General features: G+C 34.6%; 15 protein-coding genes and 1 tRNA gene. 7 read left to right on the top strand and 9 right to left on the bottom strand.

Annotated features, from left to right (window positions below):
* Positions 1–7: 7 nt before the first annotated feature.
* Both ACJJVT_RS10245 and ACJJVT_RS10240 read right to left on the bottom strand, forming a co-directional pair.
* Positions 8–1,141 (bottom strand): serine hydrolase, encoded by a 1,134-nt coding sequence (locus ACJJVT_RS10245; RefSeq protein ID WP_405398414.1) that lies wholly within the window; start codon positions 1,139–1,141, stop codon positions 8–10.
* A 15-nt stretch (positions 1,142–1,156) separates the two neighbouring features.
* The gene (locus tag ACJJVT_RS10240; protein ID WP_324028284.1) at positions 1,157–1,396 is read right to left on the bottom strand and encodes a hypothetical protein; all 240 of its coding nucleotides are present in this window, start codon (positions 1,394–1,396) and stop codon (positions 1,157–1,159) included.
* A 225-nt stretch (positions 1,397–1,621) separates the two neighbouring features.
* Here ACJJVT_RS10240 and ACJJVT_RS10235 point away from each other — a divergent pair, with 225 nt between their 5' ends.
* The 4 genes from ACJJVT_RS10235 to ACJJVT_RS10220 all read left to right on the top strand — a co-directional run bounded on the left by ACJJVT_RS10235 (position 1,622) and on the right by ACJJVT_RS10220 (position 8,040).
* On the top strand, positions 1,622–2,503 hold the full coding sequence (locus ACJJVT_RS10235; RefSeq protein WP_405398412.1) for a peptidyl-prolyl cis-trans isomerase: 882 nt from the start codon (positions 1,622–1,624) through the stop codon (positions 2,501–2,503).
* Positions 2,472–3,935, top strand: a complete 1,464-nt coding sequence (locus ACJJVT_RS10230) for a peptidylprolyl isomerase (protein WP_405398411.1) — start codon at positions 2,472–2,474, stop codon at positions 3,933–3,935. The genes ACJJVT_RS10235 and ACJJVT_RS10230 overlap by 32 nt, the downstream gene beginning before the upstream one ends.
* 4 nt (positions 3,936–3,939) lie before the next feature.
* Entirely contained in the window at positions 3,940–4,893 is a 954-nt protein-coding gene (locus tag ACJJVT_RS10225; RefSeq protein WP_405398409.1) for an AAA family ATPase, read from the top strand.
* A gap of 369 nt (positions 4,894–5,262) precedes the next feature.
* Positions 5,263–8,040 (top strand): bifunctional aconitate hydratase 2/2-methylisocitrate dehydratase, encoded by a 2,778-nt coding sequence (locus ACJJVT_RS10220; RefSeq protein WP_405398407.1) that lies wholly within the window; start codon positions 5,263–5,265, stop codon positions 8,038–8,040.
* A gap of 120 nt (positions 8,041–8,160) precedes the next feature.
* On the opposite strand, the gene ACJJVT_RS10215 is transcribed toward ACJJVT_RS10220, so the two are convergent.
* Positions 8,161–9,603 (bottom strand): pyridoxal phosphate-dependent decarboxylase family protein, encoded by a 1,443-nt coding sequence (locus ACJJVT_RS10215; RefSeq protein ID WP_405398405.1) that lies wholly within the window; start codon positions 9,601–9,603, stop codon positions 8,161–8,163.
* Between the two features lie 350 nt (positions 9,604–9,953).
* Between ACJJVT_RS10215 and ACJJVT_RS10210 the strand changes: the two genes are divergently transcribed.
* Together ACJJVT_RS10210 and ACJJVT_RS10205 are read left to right on the top strand one after the other, a co-directional pair.
* Complete coding sequence (locus tag ACJJVT_RS10210) at positions 9,954–12,227, top strand: aconitate hydratase (RefSeq protein ID WP_405398404.1); 2,274 nt, start codon at positions 9,954–9,956, stop codon at positions 12,225–12,227.
* A 78-nt stretch (positions 12,228–12,305) separates the two neighbouring features.
* On the top strand, positions 12,306–12,860 hold the full coding sequence (locus ACJJVT_RS10205; RefSeq protein WP_405398402.1) for a TlpA family protein disulfide reductase: 555 nt from the start codon (positions 12,306–12,308) through the stop codon (positions 12,858–12,860).
* Between the two features lie 24 nt (positions 12,861–12,884).
* Here the strand turns inward: ACJJVT_RS10205 and ACJJVT_RS10200 are convergent, their stop codons facing one another.
* The 6 genes from ACJJVT_RS10200 to ACJJVT_RS10175 all read right to left on the bottom strand — a co-directional run bounded on the left by ACJJVT_RS10200 (position 12,885) and on the right by ACJJVT_RS10175 (position 17,673).
* Positions 12,885–13,331, bottom strand: coding sequence for a beta-carotene hydroxylase (locus ACJJVT_RS10200; RefSeq protein WP_405398400.1), 447 nt, complete (start codon positions 13,329–13,331; stop codon positions 12,885–12,887).
* Positions 13,331–14,170 (bottom strand): phytoene/squalene synthase family protein, encoded by an 840-nt coding sequence (locus ACJJVT_RS10195; RefSeq protein ID WP_405398398.1) that lies wholly within the window; start codon positions 14,168–14,170, stop codon positions 13,331–13,333. Before ACJJVT_RS10195 ends, ACJJVT_RS10200 begins: the two co-directional genes overlap by 1 nt.
* Before the next feature lie 7 nt (positions 14,171–14,177).
* Complete coding sequence (locus ACJJVT_RS10190) at positions 14,178–15,635, bottom strand: phytoene desaturase family protein (RefSeq protein ID WP_405398396.1); 1,458 nt, start codon at positions 15,633–15,635, stop codon at positions 14,178–14,180.
* Between the two features lie 14 nt (positions 15,636–15,649).
* Entirely contained in the window at positions 15,650–16,549 is a 900-nt protein-coding gene (locus ACJJVT_RS10185) for a MerR family transcriptional regulator (protein ID WP_299319982.1), read from the bottom strand.
* A gap of 110 nt (positions 16,550–16,659) precedes the next feature.
* Positions 16,660–16,743: transfer RNA gene (locus tag ACJJVT_RS10180), tRNA-Leu, on the bottom strand.
* An 84-nt stretch (positions 16,744–16,827) separates the two neighbouring features.
* Positions 16,828–17,673, bottom strand: a complete 846-nt coding sequence (locus tag ACJJVT_RS10175; protein WP_405398394.1) for an AraC family transcriptional regulator — start codon at positions 17,671–17,673, stop codon at positions 16,828–16,830.
* A 133-nt stretch (positions 17,674–17,806) separates the two neighbouring features.
* On the opposite strand from ACJJVT_RS10175, the gene ACJJVT_RS10170 reads away from it, so the two are divergent.
* Positions 17,807–18,724, top strand: a complete 918-nt coding sequence (locus tag ACJJVT_RS10170; protein WP_405398392.1) for a dihydrodipicolinate synthase family protein — start codon at positions 17,807–17,809, stop codon at positions 18,722–18,724.
* Positions 18,725–18,736 lie beyond the last annotated feature (12 nt).

Below are 18,736 nucleotides of genomic sequence, written 5' to 3'. Positions count from 1 at the left end.
GCTGTTTCTAATATTGTTTTCGATTTACTTCTTGTTGGTATATTTCTCGACCTAATTGCGCTAAAAACGGAATTCCGATTTGGTCATACTCATAAGCGTCGTCATTAAAGATACCATCTTTGTTTACTAAAATTGTTGCAGTTAAAAGAAAGTCTATATTCTTTTCTGTGTCCTTTATATATGCGCAGTCGGTTAGCGTACCATAAGCAAATCCTACTTTATTATAAATTTCAATATGCTCGGGTATATTTTTGTTGGTATCGCCATACATGAAAAATTTACAATAGCCATCATAATAGGTAGCAGAGTCATAACCAACCTCTTGAGGTACGGTATGCATCGCTTTTAGGAGAAGAGCTTGTTGTTCAGGATTGATATCAAAACGTTCTGATGCATCGAAATTCTGCGGAAACACCACTATTTTTAATAGCTTGTGCTGAGCTGAAATAGGGTAGTAGTTTTTTTGACTAAAATCGAATGGTTCATCAATTAGCTCATCGTCTTCATAATAACCTATTCCCTTTTCAATGTCAAACAGTTCTAGCCTTTTAGGTGTTTTGTTCAGTAAAGACTTCGTGATGCCTGTTGTTGAGTCGTTTAAATAAATAATTAAGGGTTTGGTTCTTAAATCATCTGAATGATACCCTAATCGATGACTAAGTCTAACAGGTGCTATTCCTTTGCTATTTAAACTCTCATTGATGGCTTCGAACCCTAAAAACTCCACCAATCTATTATTTGCTAAATTATCGCTTACCGCAAAAATTTCAGATACATCTTTGGCAACCGTGCTTTCAATAGTGTCGCCTTCTATATAATATTTGGTATTTATAGTTAAGCTGTCTATTTGGTTGAGCTTTTCTAAAGCTAATACTGCAGTTGGGAATTTTACCGTACTCGCAGGATAAAAATACATGCTGTCGTTTACCTGAAAATCATAGTCGGTAAAAATGACGCTATCATTTCTTCTGTCAATTTGCGTGTATCTAATTTGAACTTGATAGTCTTCAATGCTGTCCATAACCCTTTTTATTCTAGCGTCATCAGAAGAGAGGGCTACTTCAAGAAAATTTAAATTCTGCTTTTCTTGAGCGCAAGAAGATAAAAGAACACAACTTATGAAAAGAAGAAAGTGCTTCATGTTATTATGTTAGTTTTATGGGGTGTAGACTTCGCCACGGTGAGGTTTTAATAAATCTCTGACTGCAATCATCTCTTTTTCTTCCACAACCATAAATGCAATGCTATACATATCATTTAGTTCTTTAAAACCTGTAATATTCAATGCGGTTTTCTCAGAAGCGATGAATTCATTTAGGTGCTTAACATGATGTTCTGCCGTTTTTAATGCTGCAGGACCTCTAAAATCCCATATTAGTTTTATCTGTCGGTTCAAGAATATGTAGTGTTAGATTATAAAAATAAGTAGGCAAATTTACCTAAAAAATGGCAGTTTATAACCAGTTTCGAATGACATTGCTATTTTGCGAACTGCTATTTTTAATTGATTATTAGCTATTTGTTATATCTTGTAATCCCTAAAAACGTGTTAAGTAAATCAATAAGCATTTGCACACGATTTGGTTATTACTATTTTTGCTCGATGTTTTTTAAGAAATCAATGTTTTTACTACGCAAATTTTATCCTATTGTAACGATAGGGCTCATTTCTATTGTCTTTATTTCATGCGACGGTCTTTTTAAGAAAGATGAAGAAAAAAAGGTCATTGCTAGAGTGGGTGAGTCTTTTCTTTATCAAGATGATTTAGCTCCGCTATTAACTGAAAATATGACCAAAGGCGATAGTGCTTCTTTTGCTATCAACTATATAAACAATTGGGCATCTAAGCAATTGTTGTTATCAAAGGCTAAGATTAATCTATCTGAAGAAAAACTGGCAGAATATAATGCCTTGGTAGATGATTATAGAACTGAATTGTACACGAGTGTCTATAAAGAGGCTTTGGTAGCACAGGCTACAGATTCAGTTATTACTGATGTACAGTTAAATACGTTTTACGACAATGCCAAAGAGAATTTTAAACTGAAAGAAAGAATTGCAAGAATTCGTTTTGTGGCTCTGCCGAAAGGTTTTTTAGATCAAGATGAGGTCGGTAAGCGATTAAAAAGATTTAAAAAAGATGACATTCGATATTTAGATTCTATTGGTGTTCAGTTTACTAAATTGAATTTTAATGATTCTATTTGGGTGCGTTACAATAGAATATTCGAAGAAATACCTCCGATAACAGCAGACAATGCCAATAAGTACTTAAAAAATTCACAATTTTTTGAATTGGAGGATTCAATCGGGGTATATTTGGGAAAAATAGAGGAAACCAAAGATGTTAACGACATTGCACCTTTGTCCTTTATTAAGCCTACAATTGAACAAGTATTATTAAGTCGTAGAAAAATGGACTACCTACGCAAATTAGAAACTGAATTATTAGATGAAGCAATCAAGGATAATGAATTTGAAGTTTTCGAAAACAAAAAATAGTATTTACATAGGCGCAGTTTTACTGTTCTCAGGTATTGCAACAGCGCAAGATTCTATACCGAATGTATCCGCTGATGAAGCTGAGCCAATGGAAGCTATCGCAGAAGCGGCACCTGTAAAGAAAGACTCCTCAATTAATTTTAAAAGAGTTAAACTAGATGGTATTGCCGCAGTTGTTGGTGATTACGTAATCTTAGATTCTGATATTGAAAAAACACTTATTGATCTTAAAAGTCAAGGTGCATCTACAGAAGATATTACACATTGCGGACTTTTAGGTAAGTTGATGGAAGATCGTTTGTACGCTAACCAGGCTGTTCAAGATAGTATTTTGGTTTCAGATGATGAAGTAAACGCTACTGGTGATCGTCAATTACAGTCTTTGGTACAACAAATTGGTTCTATGGACAAGGTGTTGAAGTACTATAAGAAAACCGACGAAACTAGTTTTAGAGAAGAACTTTATAAGATTAACAAGCTACGTATGCTATCTGAGCGTATGCAACAAGATATTATTAAAGAGATTGAAATTACACCTGAAGAGGTTCGTCAGTTCTTTAACAAGATTCCTGAAGATGAGCGTCCGGTATTTGGTGCTGAGTTAGAAATTGCACAGATTACTAAAGAGCCAGAGCCATCTGAAGAAGAAAAGCAAAAGGTTATAGATAAGTTGAATCAGATTAAAGCTGATGTTGATGATAACGATTCTAGCTTTAGTGTAAAAGCGATTTTATATTCTCAAGATCCTGGTTCTAAGTCAAAAGGTGGTTTTTACAGTATTACGAAAGACACCGGTTTTGATAAGAAATTTAAAGATGTTGCTTTTAGTTTAAGAGAAGGTGAAGTTTCTGAGCCATTTGAAAGTGCTTTTGGTTACCATATAATTTATATAGAAAAGATTAGAGGTCAAGAGCTAGATTTAAGACACATTTTGATTATTCCAGAAATATCTCAAAATGTATTGGATGAAGCAAAAGCGGAATTAGATAGTATTCGTAAGAAAATCATTAATGAAGAATTTACGTTTGCCGAGGCTGCTTTAAATTTCTCTGATGAAAAGGAAACGAAGTTTGATGGTGGTTTACTACGTAATCCGGTAAACTTTGATTCTAAATTTGAATTGACTAAAATGGATCCTACGTTATACAACCAAGTTCAGAACTTGAAGGATAATGAAATTACATATCCTGTATTAGAAGAAGATCCTAGAGGTGGTGCACCGAAATATAAAATTTTGAAGATTACCAACAGGTACGATGAGCATGTTGCCGATTTCTCTAAAGATTATACGAAAATTCAAGAATTAGCGCTTACCGAAAAGAAATACAACGCCATTAAAAAATGGATGGACAAACATATTGAAGATACCTATATTAGTGTAAACGATGAGAACAAAGATTGTGAGTTCGCTAATAACTGGGTAAAAGAATAAATATATGTCAGACGTTGCAGCAATAGAACGACTAGTAGTAAAACATGCTGAGCTTAAAAAGGAAATAGCCAAGATCATTGTAGGTCAAGATGAGGTTATTGAACAGATACTGCTTTCCATTTACACAGGTGGTCACTCATTGCTGATCGGCGTGCCAGGCTTGGCAAAAACTTTAATGGTGAATACCATTGCCCAAGCTTTAGGTCTTGACTTTAAAAGAATACAATTTACACCAGATTTAATGCCAAGTGATATTCTTGGTAGTGAGGTGTTGGACCAGAACAGAAACTTTAAGTTTATTAAAGGTCCTATATTTTCAAATATTATTTTGGCAGATGAAATCAACAGAACTCCGCCAAAAACGCAAGCAGCACTTTTAGAGGCCATGCAAGAGCGCGCGGTAACCATTGCCGGTCATCAGCATAAATTAGATTTGCCGTACTTTGTATTGGCAACGCAAAACCCAATTGAGCAGGAGGGGACTTACCCTTTGCCTGAAGCTCAGTTAGACCGTTTTATGTTCGCAATAGAATTAAAATACCCATCTATAGCAGAAGAAATTCAAGTGGTTAAAAATACCACGGCCGATAGAAAGCAAGTAGTGAACCCGCTATTCAATTCAGAAGATATTATTGCTATTCAAGACTTGGTACGTAGAATACCAGTTGCAGATAATGTTGTCGAATATGCGGTAAAATTGGTCAATAGTACAAGACCTAATTTAGACTCGGCTTCAGATTACGTAAAGCAATATTTAGATTGGGGAGCAGGGCCAAGAGCATCTCAAAACCTTATTTTGGGTGCTAAGGCAAATGCCGCCATTCACGGTAAGTTCTCTCCAGATATCGAAGATGTGCATGCTGTGGTCAAAGGTATACTGCGTCATCGTATCATAAAGAACTATAAAGCAGAGGCTGAAGGTATCAGTGAAGAGGACATTATTGATAGGTTACTCTAAAAATCAACCACTTTTCTACATTTTTCTAAAGAATTAAACAAAATGGCTATCATTATTGTTTGATATCTATTCACTTTTTGCCTCATTTGAGAAAAAGCACCTAATCATACTTATTTAATTTTAAATGCGTTCTATATTACGTAATTTTACGGAATTGCGTTAACTTAATATTAATTAACAGATGACATTTGACATTGGTAAGTTTAGAAGAATATTTAATGTTCTTATTCAATAGAATATATTCTTAAAATCAATTCAATCTGTTAATTTGTGGTTATAATGATTCTCATTTCATCGACAAATCTTCAGAAAGAAATAAGAAATCGAACTACATGTCTGCATCCAAATTAACAAACAAATTACTTTTTAATGAGCATTTATAAAGATTACCTTAAGGAGATCGAAGAACGTAAAAGTCAAGGTCTTCACCCAAAGCCAATTGATGGTGCTGAATTACTTAGCAAAATTATTGAGCAAATTAAAGATGTAGATAACGAGTATAGAGAAGGTTCTCTTAACTTTTTTATCTATAACGTTTTACCTGGTACCACTAGTGCTGCCGGTGTTAAAGCTAAATTTTTAAAAGAAATAGTTCTTGGTGAATCAGTCGTAAAAGAGATTACTCCTGCTTTTGCTCTTGAACAATTGTCTCACATGAAGGGTGGACCTTCGGTAGAAGTGTTGTTAGATTTAGCTTTAGGAAATGATACAGCCATAGCTATTGATGCTTTAAAAGTATTGAAAACGCAAGTTTTCTTGTACGAAGCAGATACAGAGCAATTAGAAAAAGCTTATAAAGCAGGAAATGCAATCGCTAAAGAATTGATAGAGAGTTATGCTCAAGCAGAATTCTTTACAAAATTACCAGAAATTGATGAAGAAATAGAAATCGTAACTTTTGTAGCAGGTATCGGTGATATCTCTACAGATTTATTATCTCCAGGTGCAGATGCACATTCAAGATCAGATCGTGAATTACATGGTCAATGTATGTTTGAGCATAATAAAGATCAGCAAAACGAATTATTGGCATTAAAAAAGAAACATCCTAATAAAAGAGTGATGTTAATTGCCGATAAAGGAACTATGGGAGTAGGGTCTTCAAGAATGTCTGGTGTAAATAACGTTGCGTTATGGACAGGGATTCCTTTTAGTAAATATGTACCATTTATTAATTATGCTCCAGTAATTGCAGGTACAAACGGTATCGCTCCAATTTTCTTAACAACTGTTGGTGTAACGGGTGGTATTGGAATTGATTTAAAAAACTGGGTAAAGCAAAAAGATGCTGACGGAAACACTGTAGTAGATGCAGATGGAGAAGCAATCTTAAAAGAAGAATATTCTGTAGCTACAGGAACAGTGTTTACTATCAATACAAGAACAAAAGAATTATTTAAAGACGGTAAAGTAGTAAAAGATATCTCAACGGCTTTAACTCCTCCAAAACAGGAGTTTATTAAAGCAGGAGGTTCTTATGCTGTTGTTTTTGGTAAAAAATTACAAACTTTTGCTTGTAAAGTTTTAGGAATAGATGTTCCTCAAGTGTATGCAGAAGCAAAAGAAGTTTCTATTGACGGACAAGGTTTAACTGCTGTTGAAAAAATATTTAACAGAAATGCAGTAGGTTCTACTCCGGGTAAAACATTACATGCAGGTTCAAACGTAAGAGTTGAAGTAAACATTGTAGGTTCTCAAGATACTACAGGTTTAATGACCTCTCAAGAATTAGAGATGATGGCTGCTACAGTTATTTCTCCTATTGTTGATTGTGGTTACCAGTCAGGGTGTCATACAGCTTCCGTTTGGGATGATAAGTCAAAGGCTAATATTCCAAGATTAATGAGGTTTATGAATGACTTCGGATTAGTTACGGCACGTGACCCTAAAGGGAAGTATCATGCAATGACTGACGTTATTCATAAAGTATTGAATGACCTTGCGGTTGATGATTGGGATGTAATCATAGGTGGAGATTCACATACGCGTATGGCTAAAGGTGTAGCCTTTGGTGCAGATTCAGGAACAGTTGCTTTAGCATTAGCTACAGGTGAGGCTACAATGCCTATTCCAGAATCGGTAAAAGTTACCTTTAAAGGTGAAATGAAAGCTTATATGGATTTCCGTGATGTGGTTCACGCCACACAGCAACAAATGCTAACCCAATTTGACGGAGAGAATGTTTTTCAAGGGAAAATAATTGAAGTTCATATTGGTACCTTAACTTCAGATCAAGCGTTTACGTTTACAGACTGGACTGCTGAAATGAAAGCAAAAGCATCTATCTGTATTTCTGAAGATGATACTTTGATTGAATCATTAGAAATCTCAAGAGATCGTATTCAAATTATGATTGATAAAGGGATGGATAATCCTAAACAAGATCTTAAAGGATTAGTTGATAAGGCAAATAACCGTATCACAGAAATTAAAACGGGAATTAAATCGGCATTAAGACCAGACTCAGATGCTAAATATTCTGCAGAAGTAGTTATCGATTTGGATATGATTGTTGAGCCAATGATTGCCGATCCAGATGTAAATAACGAAGATGTATCTAAACGTTATACACACGATAACATTAGACCTTTATCTTATTATGGAGGAACTAAACAAGTGGATTTAGGATTTATTGGATCATGTATGATTCATAAAGGAGATATGCAGATTTTAGCTCAAATGTTAAAGAACATTGAGAAACAACAAGGAAAAGTAGAGTTTAAAGCTCCTTTAGTTGTTGCGCCTCCTACATATAATATTGTTGATGAGTTAAAGGCAGAAGGAGACTGGGCAGTTTTAGAAAAATACGCTGGTTTCGAATTTAATGACGATGCCCCTAAAGGAGCAGCTCGTTTAAAGTATGAGAACATGTTATACTTAGAGCGTCCGGGTTGTAACTTATGTATGGGTAACCAAGAAAAAGCTGAACCAGGAGATACGGTAATGGCTACTTCTACACGTTTATTTCAAGGTAGAGTTGTAAAAGATACAGGTGAGAAAAAAGGCGAATCTTTATTGTCATCTACTCCAGTAGTAGTCTTGTCTACTATTTTAGGTAGAACTCCTACTTTAGAAGAATACCAAGCTGCAGTTGATGGTATTGTACTTACTAAGTTCAAGCCTTCGAGTAAATTATTGGTAGTATAATTAAAAGAAATAATTATTTTATATTAAAAATGCCTGAGTTTTAACTCAGGCATTTTTTGTTTTAATTTATATAAATTAGATAATTAGCATTTTAGACCTTAGTCATATTCATAGCTGATTTTAGACTGCATTTTTCCAATCTAAAAGAATTTGCTTAGCAAATTTTTCGCATTGATTTAAAGTGTCTTTTATGTGATCTAATGTAGTATCTGGATTAATTAAGCACATTCTAATTACCACTTGGTTTTGTAAAACAGTAGTTACTAAAAGTGCTTCTTTTGATGCCACAACTCTCGCTGAAATTTGTTGATTTAATTTATCTAATTGTTCTTCAGATAATTTTGATTCTAACGGATTGTATCTAAAATTTATTATTGCCAAAGTTGCTAACGAAACAATTTCCCAATTTCCGCTTTCTCTTAACAGGTCTTCTGTTTTATCGGCTAAGTCAATATTATAAGTAATGGCTTTTTTAAAAGCGTCTAAACCATACGTTTTTATAGACATGTAAAACTTTAAGGCTCTAAACCTTCTTGTTAACTGAATGCCGTAATCATAAAAATTAATTTCTGATTCGTTACCTTCTATATCTCTTAAATATTCTGGTTTTTCACTAAAAGTATTACTAAGCCAAGATGCATTTTTTACCAAAAGACATCCAATTTCATAAGGTTGAAAAAACCATTTATGTGGATCTACGGTCAAAGAATCTGCACGCTCAATACCTCGTAAAGCCTTACTTCCTTTATCTGATAAAATAGCAGCTGCACCATACGCGCCATCAATATGAAACCAAAGATTCTCTTTTTCACAAATATCTGCTAAGGTGTCTAATGGGTCTACAGTACCAGTATTTGTGGTACCGGCAGATGCAATAATGCAAAAAGGTTTTCTGCCTTCTATTTTATCTTTAGCAATTTCATTTTTAAGTTTATTGATGCTTATTTTAAATTCTAAATCGGTAGGTATTATTTTAATCTGTTCTTTCTTAAAACCTAAGACCCTAATTGCTTTAATGTTTGAAGAGTGTGCTTGGTCTGATAAATAAATAATGGCATTAGAAAAATCGTCACCACATTTTACTCTTCTTGCAGTTACTAAAGCTGTTAAATTTGCCATAGAACCGCCACTTGTAAAAATTCCCCCTCCTTTTTTTATGGGGAAATCGAACATTTTCAACAACCAATTTAGAGTGACGATTTCTAATTCTGCCGCTGCGGGAGCAACAATCCATCCGCCAGAAAAAATATTAAATCCTGTTGCCAAAGAATCTGAAATAGCGCTTATAAAATTACTTGGTCCGGGTACAAAAGAAAATGATTTTGGATGACCAGAAATATTTGAGTTGGGTATTACATTATCCATAACAAAGTCTAAAACTTTATCTGCAGGCATTCCTTTATCTGGAGCTTCTTGTAAGAAAATAGAATCCATTTCTTTTCTAGAAGCAATACTTACGGGATTTTTATTCTCAATTTCTGTATAATGCTCAACAATTAAGTCTACAATTTTATAGCCATAAGATTGCATTTCTTCTTTTGATAAGTGAAAAGGTGATTTCATGAAATTTTTAATTTTTTGTAAAATACATGAAGTAACCCAATTGGTTTAGAAAAATCCATTAAAATTATAAAGTAAAATTTTCTTCATTTTTGCCAGAACATCTATTATAACAGCATATGAAGCTGCTTTTGAAAGTCTTGTTTTAGCGAAGTTTAAAAGTTGTTTAATGTATTTGATGATAAAAGTTGATAGCGATATTTGCTATTTTGAGGAGCTTGTGTGCTCAAAATCAGGCTTCTTTCATTCAGTTTTTTATAATCATTCTTAATTTCATATGCGCTCTTAAAATCTCTGTACATTTCGTATCTTGTACAGATAAGATAGATTAATAATTTATATAAATAGATTTTATGGCTTTTGACATAGATATGATTAAAAAAGTTTACGCTTCCATGTCGGAACGTGTAGACAAGGCGAGAGAGATTGTAGGTAAGCCGCTAACGCTTTCAGAAAAGATTTTATATTCTCACTTATGGGATGGCACGCCTGATAAACCATTTACAAGAGGTAAAGATTATGTTGATTTTGCTCCGGATCGTATCGCTTGTCAAGATGCTACGGCTCAAATGGCTTTATTGCAATTTATGCAAGCAGGTAAGCCGAAGGTTGCTGTACCAACTACAGTACACTGTGATCACTTAATTCAGGCTAAAAATGGTGCTACTGCAGATTTAAAATCGGCGAACACTACAAGTGCAGAAGTTTTTGATTTCTTAGAATCTGTTTCTAATAAATACGGAATTGGTTTTTGGAAACCAGGTGCTGGTATTATTCACCAAGTTGTATTAGAGAATTATGCTTTCCCTGGTGGAATGATGATCGGTACCGATTCGCATACAGTTAATGCCGGTGGATTGGGTATGGTTGCTATTGGTGTTGGTGGTGCAGATGCTGTTGATGTTATGGCAGGTATGGCTTGGGAACTTAAATTTCCTAAACTAATAGGTGTAAAGTTAACCGGAACTATTTCTGGATGGACAGCGCCAAAAGATGTGATATTAAAAGTTGCCGAAATTCTTACCGTTAAAGGTGGAACAGGAGCGATTGTTGAATACTTTGGTTCAGGTGCAAAATCTTTATCATGTACAGGTAAGGGTACAATTTGTAACATGGGTGCAGAGATAGGGGCGACGACTTCTACTTTCGGCTATGATGAATCTATGGAGCGTTATTTAAGAGCTACCGATAGAGCTGATATTGCTGATGCTGCAAATGAAGTGAAAGAGTATTTAACTGCAGATGATGAGGTTTATGCAAACCCTGAGCAATACTTTGATGAAGTTATTGAAATTAACTTGACTGAATTGACTCCATTATTAAATGGTCCTTTTACGCCAGATTTATCTACGAAAGTTGGTAAAGACATGACAGAGAAGGCTACTGAACACGAATGGCCATTAGCTGTGGAATGGGGGTTAATTGGTTCTTGTACTAACTCTTCTTACGAAGATTTATCTAGAGCTTCTTCAATTGCACAACAAGCTATTGATAAAGGAATTAAAATGAAGTCGGAATTAGGAATTAATCCTGGTTCTGAACAAGTACGATATACAGCAGATAGAGACGGTATTCTTGGAATATTCGAGAAATTGGATGCTAAGATTTTTACCAACGCATGCGGACCATGTATTGGTCAATGGGCGCGTTATAGTGATCCTAAAAATGCACCAAAGAACAGTATTGTTCACTCTTTCAACAGAAACTTTGCAAAACGTGCAGATGGTAACCCTAATACGCACGCATTTGTAGCTTCGCCAGAAATTACGGCGGCAATTGCAATTGCAGGTAGATTAGATTTTAATCCGATGACGGATACACTAATCAACGAAAAAGGAGAAGAAGTAAAGTTCGATGAACCAACAGGATGGGAATTGCCTCCTAAAGGTTTTGCAGTAGAAGATGCTGGTTTTCTTGCACCTGATGAAGATGGATCTGGTGTAGAAGTTAAAGTTGCTTCAGATTCTGAACGTTTACAATTGTTAGAGCCGTTTACACCGATAAAAGACGAAAGTTTAATGGGTGCTAAATTGTTAATCAAAGCATTTGGTAAGTGTACAACGGATCATATTTCTATGGCAGGGCCATGGTTACGTTTCCGTGGGCATTTAGATAATATTTCTAACAACTGTTTAATCGGTGCTGTCAATGCATTTGGTCATAAGACCAATATGGTTAAAAATCAATTGAACGGTGAATTTGGTGGTGTACCAGATACTGCAAGAGCTTATAAAGCAGCAGGTGTTAGAAGTATTGTTGTTGGTGATCATAACTATGGCGAAGGTTCTTCACGTGAACACGCGGCAATGGAGCCACGTCACTTAGGTGTTGCTGCAGTAATTGTAAAGTCATTTGCACGTATACACGAAACAAACCTTAAAAAACAAGGGATGTTAGGGTTGACTTTTGCTAATGAAAGCGATTATGATCTTATTCAAGAAGACGATACATTCAATTTTACAGATATAGCAGAATTTGCTCCAGATAAGCAATTGACCGTTGAGGTTGTTCATGCTGATGGTAGTAAAGATGTAATCAAAGTAAACCATACTTATAATGCCGCACAAATTGGGTGGTATAGAGAAGGTTCAGCTTTAAACGTTATTAAGAGGGAAAACGCCTCATAATTCAACAACTCAAAATTTGTAAGGAAAACTCCTGATATTAATCAGGAGTTTTTTAGTTTTGACCCCTATTTAACTTTTATGACCAGACAAACGGTTTTTACCTTATTGATCATTGCTTTTGTAATTTCTTTTTTCGTTACCCCATTGGGTGATTATAGCAAGATTATGCTTAACAGGGCATTTGCCACTTCCCCTACAATTATCAAATCTGAAAATCGAGGAAAGGTAACGGACTATGATTGGAAGTTAAAAGATCAGAATTGGAAGTTCTTTAATTTTGATGAGGCAAAAGGTAAAGTAGCATTCATTACATTTTGGACTTCATGGCATATGCCTTCTCAGGCGCAGTTAAAAGACGTGCAGTACCTTTACGATACTTACGGCGATAAGATGAAGTTCTACGTAATTACCAATGAAGAAAGAGCTCCTGTGGAGCTTTTTATGGATGAGCAAGGGTATACCTTCCCAGTAACCTATCAAATAATTGGTGAACCAAGTCCGATTTCATTATTAAAACCGCCAGGATCTTACCTAATAGATAAAACCGGTTCAATAGTAATACACCAAAATGCTATTGCTGATTGGGATAATGATAAAGTTGATAAACTTCTAAATCAACTTATAGCAGAATAAGCTGCTTGTAGTTTTACCTGATTACTATTTCTTAAAATACTTAAAAGGTACAAACAGCATACCGAAGCATTCGCCATCGCCTTTGCCAATATGTTTGTGGTGCATTTTGTGAGCTCTTCTAACACCTCTACTATACCAGTTATTGGCGTTTCTAAATAATTTAAAGCGCTGGTGTATAAAAATATCATGTACCAAGAAATAAGCTATACCGTAAGCTAATATACCAAACCCTAATGGGTAGCCGTACCAAAAACCCGTGGTGCCAGAGTAGAACAAAGACATACTTACAATCGCATAAAAGATGAAGAAAAGGTCATTTCTTTCAAACCACGAGTCGTGATCTTTTTTATGATGGTCGCTATGAAGACTCCAGAGAAAACCATGCATTACATATTTATGCGTAAACCACGCCATGAATTCCATGAACAAGAATGTTCCTAGAAAAATCAATATCCAAATAACTATATTCATTATACCAAGTTCATTTTAAATTTAACATAAGAACGCGCTAGTAAACCAAATTTCTGATAATTAGGAACCCTTATTCTAGCATTCTTAATTTCTAGAGACGGTGTGCTTTGTAGCTTATTCAAAAGTTTGTAATAATATTTATATGCTGTGTATACTCCGAATTTTGCATCCGTAGGTAAATTTACAATTCCCTCATATCCTTTTTTGAAATCTGCCTTTATTTCTTCAACGATACGTTTTTTAGATGCTTCGTCTAATTCCTTCAAGTTCGTGTTTGGGAAATATGATCTATTCAGTTCCTCAAAATCAGCTTTTACATCTCGCAAGAAATTTACTTTTTGAAAAGCGGAACCTAATGCCATTGCCGATTCTTTTAATCGGTTATACTCTTCAACATCACCCTTTACAAAAACCTGAAGACACATTAAGCCAACAACATCTGCAGAGCCATATATGTATTCTTTGTATTCTGCATCGGTTCTGTAAATATTTTTCACCAAATCCATTCGCATACTTTTCATAAATGAATCAACCAAGTGCTTAGGTATCTTGTAGGTATGATAGGTATGTTGAAAAGAATTTAAAATAGGATTAAGACTTATTTTATCTCGTAATGAAGCTTCAAGTTCTTCTTCGAATTTATCGAAAAGCACCTCTTTGTCATAATCATGAAAGGTGTCGACAATTTCATCTGCAAAGCGAACAAAACCATATATATTATAAATATGACCACGTATAGATGAGTGCAACATCTTGGTGGCTAATGCGAAAGATGTACTATATCGTTTGGTAACAATCTTACTGCATTGGTATGAAACTTGATCAAAAGTATCTTTCATAAATTAACTAATTATCTTTTATAATTAATTCTGACACTAACTTACCGGAGATTAGCGCGGGTGGCACACCGGGACCAGGTACAGTCAGTTGTCCTGTAAAATATAAATCAACTACTTTTTTACTTCTTAAATTCGGTCTCAAAAATGCAGTTTGTGTTAAAGTATTTGCCATACCGTAGGCATTGCCTTTGTATGAATTATATCGTTCAACAAAATCGTTTACACAGAATGTTTCTTTGAATATAATATTTTTTCTAATGTCTTGTCCTGTTCTTTTTTCAAAACGATCCATTATAAGGTCAAAATATTGATTTCTCAATGCTTCGGTATCTTCAAGCGCAGTAGCAATAGGTACCAGAAAAAATGCTGTTTCGCAACCATCTGGTGCCATGCTAGCATCTGTCATAGATGGGAAATTAGCATAGAATAGCGGATTGGTTGGCCATTTTGGACTGTCGTAAATTTCTTTAGCGTGTAGCTCAAAATCTGTATCAAAAAATAGGTTGTGATGCTCAACGTTTTTTAGTTTCGTATCAAGCCCTATGTAAAATAATAATGATGATGGTGCGAATACCTTTTTGTCCCAATAGTTTTGAGAATATTGCTGGTACTTTTCATCTAATAGGCTTTCTGAGTGATGGTAATCTGCTCCACTTAAAACTACATCTGCGCTATGAGTTTCTCCATTGCACGTAACTCCGGTCGCTTTACCGTTGGTTACTTGAATTTTCTCAATCGGCGAATTGGTGTTTATTTTAACACCGAGTTCTTTTGCAAGACTTTCCATAGCCTTAATTACTTCATACATACCACCTTTTGGGTGCCATGTACCCAAGCCAAAATCTGCAAAATTCATGAAATTATAAAATGACGGAGTATTGCTCGGTTTAGCGCCAAGAAACAAAACAGGGAATTCTAAGGTAGATACCAATTTCGGATTTTTAAAAGACTTACGTACTTGCGAACTAATAGTTTTAAAAAATTGGTCAACTTTTAACATGGTTTCTTTCGTCACCAATTCTAAAGGAGAAAGTCCCGGTCTTAGAACTACTTTGTTAATGGCAATATCATAATTTTCTTGTGCTTTATCGATAAACTTTTTTAATGCTTTTGAGCTGCCAGGTTCTATTCTTTCGAACTCCTCACAAATTTTATCCATACTATCACCAATGGTGATAATATCGTCACTAAAGAATATTTTATAAGCAGGACTCAGCTTATCTAGTTGGTAATAGTCTGATGTTTGTTTATTGAAATCGGCAAAAAACTTATCAAAAATATCTGGCATCCAATACCAACTCGGACCCATATCAAACGTAAAGCCGTCTTTTATGAATTGAGAAGCTCTACCGCCTACAGTGTCATTTTTCTCATATATAGAAACATCCCAGCCAGCTTTTGCCAAGTAACATGCCGCTGATAGTGAAGAAAAACCAGAACCAATTACTATGCAACTTTTATTCATTTGTATCAAAGAGATTATAAATTGTTAACCAGGTTATCGATGGAAGTAAACGTTCTACAAAATTTAGGTTTTGTTGCCTCTTCAATAAAATTTGTTTGTCGTCCTAAAATCCAAAAATTAGGGTCGTTATATTCGGCAACAAGTTTAGAAAAATCTTCTAAGTATTTGTTAATCTTATCTTTTTCTGGGAAAACAGTGAAGTAGGAAACAAAATAGATGTCATCGAAATATTTTAATACATCTTCTAAGTTCTCCATTGGTATTGTTGGACCTAAATAAATACACTTATAACCTTTTAAGATAATCTCGTAATTAATATACAATAGTCCTATATCGTGTATTTCATTTTCAGGTAAAAAAGCCACAAATACTTTGTCCTTTTTTGTAGGTTCCAAATGTTGAAGCTTTTCGGTATTTAATAAAATCTTTTGTTTAATTAAACTACTCATAAAATGTTCATGAGCCGGACTAATAGTGTCCGTCTGCCATAGCAATCCAAGTTCATTCAATAAAGGAACAAATGTCTCTTTAAAAATTTCTCTAAATGAATTTTCACTTAAAAGGGCATTATACGTATTAAAGAACATCGTTTGGTCAAAATTGACCATTGCTAATTTAAAAGCATTGATAGCTTGACTCTTATGACTGTGTTTTGCTACTATTTCGCGAACTACATATGGAATGTCTTTATCAGATATCTTGGCGATTTTAGATATTTTGTGTCCGTTATTATAGAGTAGTGTAACATTAAGTAACTTTTGTAGGCTCGAAAGGCTATAGGTTCTAATGTTTGTGTCGGTACGTTCAGGAGATAAAAGATTGTATCTTTTTTCCCAAATTCTGATAGTATGTGCTTTAATGCCAGAGAGGTTTTCAAGGTCTCTAATACTAAACTGTTTTTTTACATTGTTCATGTTTTCTGAAAAAGGATTAAACAAATCTACAATTTATTAGAATGTATTAGGGTACTTGATAGTTAAAATTATCAAAATAAAAAAAGGTTAGACCTAAATCTAACCTTTTGTGCCCACGACTGGATTCGAACCAGCACGTCCTTACGAACACTACCCCCTCAAGGTAGCATGTCTACCAATTTCACCACGTGGGCATACTTGAAGTATTATGAAGCGCAAATATAGAAACCTCTCATTCAATTTAAAATATATTAATGATTATTAATAAGGTAACTTTTCTATAATACTAGGGATTTTTGATACTGGGTTGGTGTTAAGCCTTTTATCTTTTTAAATTTCTTATTAAAATTAGAAATGGAGTTGAAACCAGATAGGTCGGATATCATATTAATATTTAAATCTTTTTTCGAATTTAATAGCTGGCACGCATGTTCTATACGAAGCTCAATTAAGAATTGAAAAAATGTTTTGTTGGTGCGCTGTTTGAAAAAGCGGCAAAAGGCATTTGGAGTCATATAGGCCATTTTAGAAATGTCATCTAACAATATAGGCTGCTGAAAGTTCTTAAAAACAAAATCAAATATTTCTTGCAAGCGTTCCCCCTCATTAGAACTTAAGATTTTAGCATAAATAAACTTGCTTAAAGGCTCTGTAGCTACTTTGCTTAATAATTCTAATAGCTCTAAAAACGATGTAAAGCGTTGTAGTTTTTGTAGAGATTGTAGTGCTAGGATTTGCTGTGTTAGTTGCTTTTTGTTTGACATTACTTTAAACCCAGAAGCGGCATTTGTAAAGAAAGATTGTAAATCTTTAAAATAGGGTAGCTGAAAGAAGTGCGCACCAAAGGTGCTATCGGTAAAGAAAACGGTTAGCATATGGGCATCTTTATTACTTGCAATACTTTTAAAAACATGAGGTAAATTACTTCCTATCACATAAATATCTCCTGTTGAAAAATGATGAATACTATCACCCACCAATAATTTGCCGTTACCGTTTATAATGTAGCTTATCTGTATTTCTTCATGTTGATGAAGCTTGTTATAAAAGATAGGTTCTTTATCTATTTGAACAATTAAATGCTCATCTATTGGTTTTGGTATTTTAAACGGGAAGACCTTCATATGCATCTAATTTAGCGGTATATATTGTAATTATATGATTAAGGTGGTAAAATAGTACCATGTGTAGGTAATATGAAAACAATTTATTTCTAATACTACCTGTAGATTTGGGTATCATCAAAAACAATATATAATGAGTATTTCATGGACAGGCGTTATGCCAGCGGTTACCACAAAATTTACAGATAAAGACGAACTTGATTTAGATATGTTCTCTATCAATATAAGGGCTCAATTAGATGCGGGAGTAAGCGGAATTATACTTGGCGGAACCTTAGGGGAGGCGAGTACATTGACCTATGAAGAGAAAAAGGTTCTCATGAAAGAAACCGTAAAGTTGGTTAAAGGGAAGGTGCCGGTCATTATTAATATTGCTGAACAAACAACGAAAGGTGCTATTCATGCAGCTGAAGTTGCCGAAGAATGTGGTGCAACAGGGTTAATGATGCTACCACCAATGCGTTATAAAGCGAATGATCATGAAACGGTTACGTATTTTAAAGAAACGGCGAATAGTACCGATTTGCCTATCATGATTTATAATAACCCTATTGATTACGGAATTTTGGTGACTCTAGATATGTTAGAGGAACTTATGGTTTGCGATAATATACAGGCGGTAAAAGAATCGACGAGAGACATATCTAATATTACGCGTATAAAAACAAGATTCGGAGATAGACTAAATGTTTTAACTGGTGTAGATACCTTAGGCTTAGAAAGCACATTAATGGGTGCTGATGGATGGGTAGCTGGTTTGGTATGTGCTTTCCCTGCTGAAACTTGTGCTGTTTTCGAATTGGCAAGAGCCGGTAGAATTAAAGAAGCATTAGAAATATACAGATGGTTTTTACCATTATTGGAGCTTGATATTAGTCCGCAATTAGTACAGAATATTAAAATGGCAGAAGTTGCAACTGGTATTGGTACCGAGAATGTTCGTGCGCCAAGGTTGCCACTAGTAGGTGCAGAACGCGAAAGAGTAGCAGCGATTATAAAACAAGGCATGGCTACAAGGCCAACATTGCCAGATTATAAAGGTATTAACTAATTGAACCATTAT

It is taken from the genome of Maribacter sp. Asnod2-G09 (assembly GCF_045063795.1).
GTDB lineage: Bacteria > Bacteroidota > Bacteroidia > Flavobacteriales > Flavobacteriaceae > Maribacter.
Note: the sequence above shows the minus strand (reverse complement) of the source record. Positions and strands in the feature narration are given on the sequence as shown.

Bases quoted from the DNA above. Each gene is read 5' to 3' on its own strand.
- ACJJVT_RS10205 (WP_405398402.1), top strand. From the start codon at position 12,306: ATGACCAGACAAACGGTTTTTACCTTATTGATCATTGCTTTTGTAATT.
- ACJJVT_RS10245 (WP_405398414.1), bottom strand. From the start codon at position 1,141: ATGAAGCACTTTCTTCTTTTCATAAGTTGTGTTCTTTTATCTTCTTGC.
- ACJJVT_RS10230 (WP_405398411.1), top strand. From the start codon at position 2,472: ATGAATTTGAAGTTTTCGAAAACAAAAAATAGTATTTACATAGGCGCA.
- ACJJVT_RS10195 (WP_405398398.1), bottom strand. From the start codon at position 14,170: ATGAAAGATACTTTTGATCAAGTTTCATACCAATGCAGTAAGATTGTT.
- ACJJVT_RS10185 (WP_299319982.1), bottom strand. From the start codon at position 16,549: ATGAACAATGTAAAAAAACAGTTTAGTATTAGAGACCTTGAAAACCTC.
- ACJJVT_RS10235 (WP_405398412.1), top strand. From the start codon at position 1,622: ATGTTTTTACTACGCAAATTTTATCCTATTGTAACGATAGGGCTCATT.
- ACJJVT_RS10190 (WP_405398396.1), bottom strand. From the start codon at position 15,635: ATGAATAAAAGTTGCATAGTAATTGGTTCTGGTTTTTCTTCACTATCA.
- ACJJVT_RS10200 (WP_405398400.1), bottom strand. From the start codon at position 13,331: ATGAATATAGTTATTTGGATATTGATTTTTCTAGGAACATTCTTGTTC.
- ACJJVT_RS10175 (WP_405398394.1), bottom strand. From the start codon at position 17,673: ATGAAGGTCTTCCCGTTTAAAATACCAAAACCAATAGATGAGCATTTA.
- ACJJVT_RS10220 (WP_405398407.1), top strand. From the start codon at position 5,263: ATGAGCATTTATAAAGATTACCTTAAGGAGATCGAAGAACGTAAAAGT.
- ACJJVT_RS10170 (WP_405398392.1), top strand. From the start codon at position 17,807: ATGAGTATTTCATGGACAGGCGTTATGCCAGCGGTTACCACAAAATTT.
- ACJJVT_RS10210 (WP_405398404.1), top strand. From the start codon at position 9,954: ATGGCTTTTGACATAGATATGATTAAAAAAGTTTACGCTTCCATGTCG.
- ACJJVT_RS10225 (WP_405398409.1), top strand. From the start codon at position 3,940: ATGTCAGACGTTGCAGCAATAGAACGACTAGTAGTAAAACATGCTGAG.
- ACJJVT_RS10215 (WP_405398405.1), bottom strand. From the start codon at position 9,603: ATGAAATCACCTTTTCACTTATCAAAAGAAGAAATGCAATCTTATGGC.